The 1,971-nt window shown below is 68.4% G+C and carries 2 protein-coding genes and 1 pseudogene; all 3 read right to left on the bottom strand.

The genetic code is table 11. The features are described from left to right. Window positions 1-464 (bottom strand): ABC transporter permease family protein (locus tag IIE03_RS14540; RefSeq protein ID WP_463352370.1); only part of this gene is annotated, 464 nt, incomplete at its 3' end. Further along, the gene (locus tag IIE03_RS14535; protein WP_192863478.1) at window positions 461-1,363 is read right to left on the bottom strand and encodes a carbohydrate ABC transporter permease; all 903 of its coding nucleotides are present in this window, start codon (window positions 1,361-1,363) and stop codon (window positions 461-463) included. The genes IIE03_RS14540 and IIE03_RS14535, both read right to left, overlap by 4 nt. Before the next feature lie 152 nt (window positions 1,364-1,515). Then, window positions 1,516-1,971 (bottom strand): annotated as a pseudogene (locus tag IIE03_RS14530) (carbohydrate ABC transporter substrate-binding protein); the annotation flags it as partial.

Here is a 1,971-nt window from a genome sequence, read left to right as displayed (position 1 = left end):
TGGTAGGGGATGAACATCCCGAACAGGATGAGGGTGAAGACGATGTCGGCGCCCTTGAAGCGCCAGCGGGCCAGCACGAACCCGTTGAGGGAGCCCAGGAACGCCGAGATGATGGTGGAGGGGATGACCATCTGGAGGGACCGGCCGATCGCGGGGGCGAGCGTCGTCCAGGCGACCTGCCAGTTCTCCAGGGTCCACGCCGTCGGGAGTGCCCAGGCGCGGGCGGGGGCGGCGTCCCCGGCGCCCTTGAAGCTGGTCACGAACAGCACGTAGACCGGGATGAGCACGATGAGGACGAACAGCAGCAGGACCGCGTAGCGCACGGTGCGGCCGGCGGCGTAGCGGTTGCGCGGGGCGCCGCTGACCTTGCCGGTGGCGGAACCGCCGGAGCCGGCGTGGGCTGGGGGAACGGGGGTTCCGGCCGTGCCGGGGGCCGCGGGGGCGGCAGCGGTGATGTCGCTCATCGCTTTTCCTCCCGGTGGGTGTGGATGAGGTAGGGGATGATGACGGCGGCGACGAGGATGAGGAGGATGGCGCCGACGGCGGCGGCGTTGGCGTAGTCGAAGCTGGATTTGAACACGAACATGTCCACGGCCGGGACCTTGGTCTGGTAGTTGGCCGGCTTGGAGATGGACATGATCAGGTCGAAGGACTTGAGGGACATGTGCCCGATGATGATCAGCGCCGAGAGCGCCACCGGGGACAGCTGAGGAAACAGCACGTGCCGGTAGAGCTGGAGTTCGCTCGCGCCGTCCATCCGCGCGGCCTCGCGGAGCTCGTCCGGGATGCCCCGGAAACCGGCCAGGAACAGGGCCATGACATAGCCCGAGAGCTGCCAGATCGCGGGGATGGCGATCGCCATGATCCCGAGGGTGACGTTGTTCCACCAGTTGTTCTGCAGGAAGTCCAGCCCGATGAGTTGGAAGAGGCGGTTGAGGCCCGACGCCTGCTCGTCCTGGTTGGAGTTCAGGAGCCAGCGCCAGACGACGCCGGAGGCCACGAAGGAGACGGCCATCGGGAACAGGTAGATCGACCGGAAGAAGCCCTCGCCCTTGACGGGCTTCTCCAGCAGCCACGCCCAGCCGAAGCCCATGGCCATGGTGCCGGCGAGGAAGACGCCGGTGAACAGCAGCAGGTTGGTCAGGGAGTGCTGGAAGTCCTGGCTGGCGAGCAGGGTGAGGTAGTTGTCGAACCAGACGAGCGCGGCGGGTTGCTGGCCGGTGGCTTGGGCGGCGGTGTGGTTGTCGGTGAACGACATCTGGAAGTTCGCCGCGATCAGCCCGTAGACGAACACCCCCAGAAGCAGCAAGGAGGGAGCGAGCAGGAGAAGGGGAGGCCCTACTCGTCGCAAGGTCTTGGACATGGATTTCCTCGAAGGTCGGCGCACCTCGCCACGAAGCCCGCCGGGGAGGGCCACGGCCGGGCAGGACCTCCGGGCGGCATCGTGCCGCCCGGAGGCGCTGCGCCGCCGTGGTGCTGTCCGGCGGGCTTGCGGGTCGCGCTGGGTCGGTCGGATCAGCCGTTGACGGCTGCGGCGAGTTCGGTCTGGTAGGCGGCCAGGTCGGAGGCGCCGGTGGTGAACTTGCTGGTGGCGTCGCTGATCGCGTTCAGGGTCGCGACCGGGGCCGCGGCACCGTGGGCCAGCGAGGAGACGATGGTGTCGTTCGCGAACGACTCGATCGCCGTCTGCTGGTACTCCGAGAAGTCGGCCGGGTCGGCGTCCGTGCGCGCCGGGATCGAACCCTTGGCGGCGTTGAACGCGGTCTGGCCCTCCAGCGAGCCGATGGTCTCCAGCCACGCCTCGGTGCCGCCCGGGTGCTCGGCGCCCACGGGGAGCGTGAAGGAGTCCGCGAGGAAGTCGAACGTGCCGGCCGTACCGGGCGAGGGCACTGCGACGAAGTCGGTGCCCAGTTCCTTGTCCTGCTCCTCGAAGGCGGCCACGGCCCAGTCACCCATGATGTTGAACGCGGC

The organism is Myceligenerans pegani (assembly GCF_014892515.1).
GTDB classification, from domain to species: domain Bacteria; phylum Actinomycetota; class Actinomycetes; order Actinomycetales; family Cellulomonadaceae; genus Myceligenerans; species Myceligenerans pegani.
This window is presented reverse-complemented; position numbering and strand designations above follow the sequence as displayed.

Excerpts from the sequence above, each read along its gene's own strand:
- IIE03_RS14535 (WP_192863478.1), bottom strand. The coding sequence starts at position 1,363 with ATGTCCAAGACCTTGCGACGAGTAGGGCCTCCCCTTCTCCTGCTCGCT.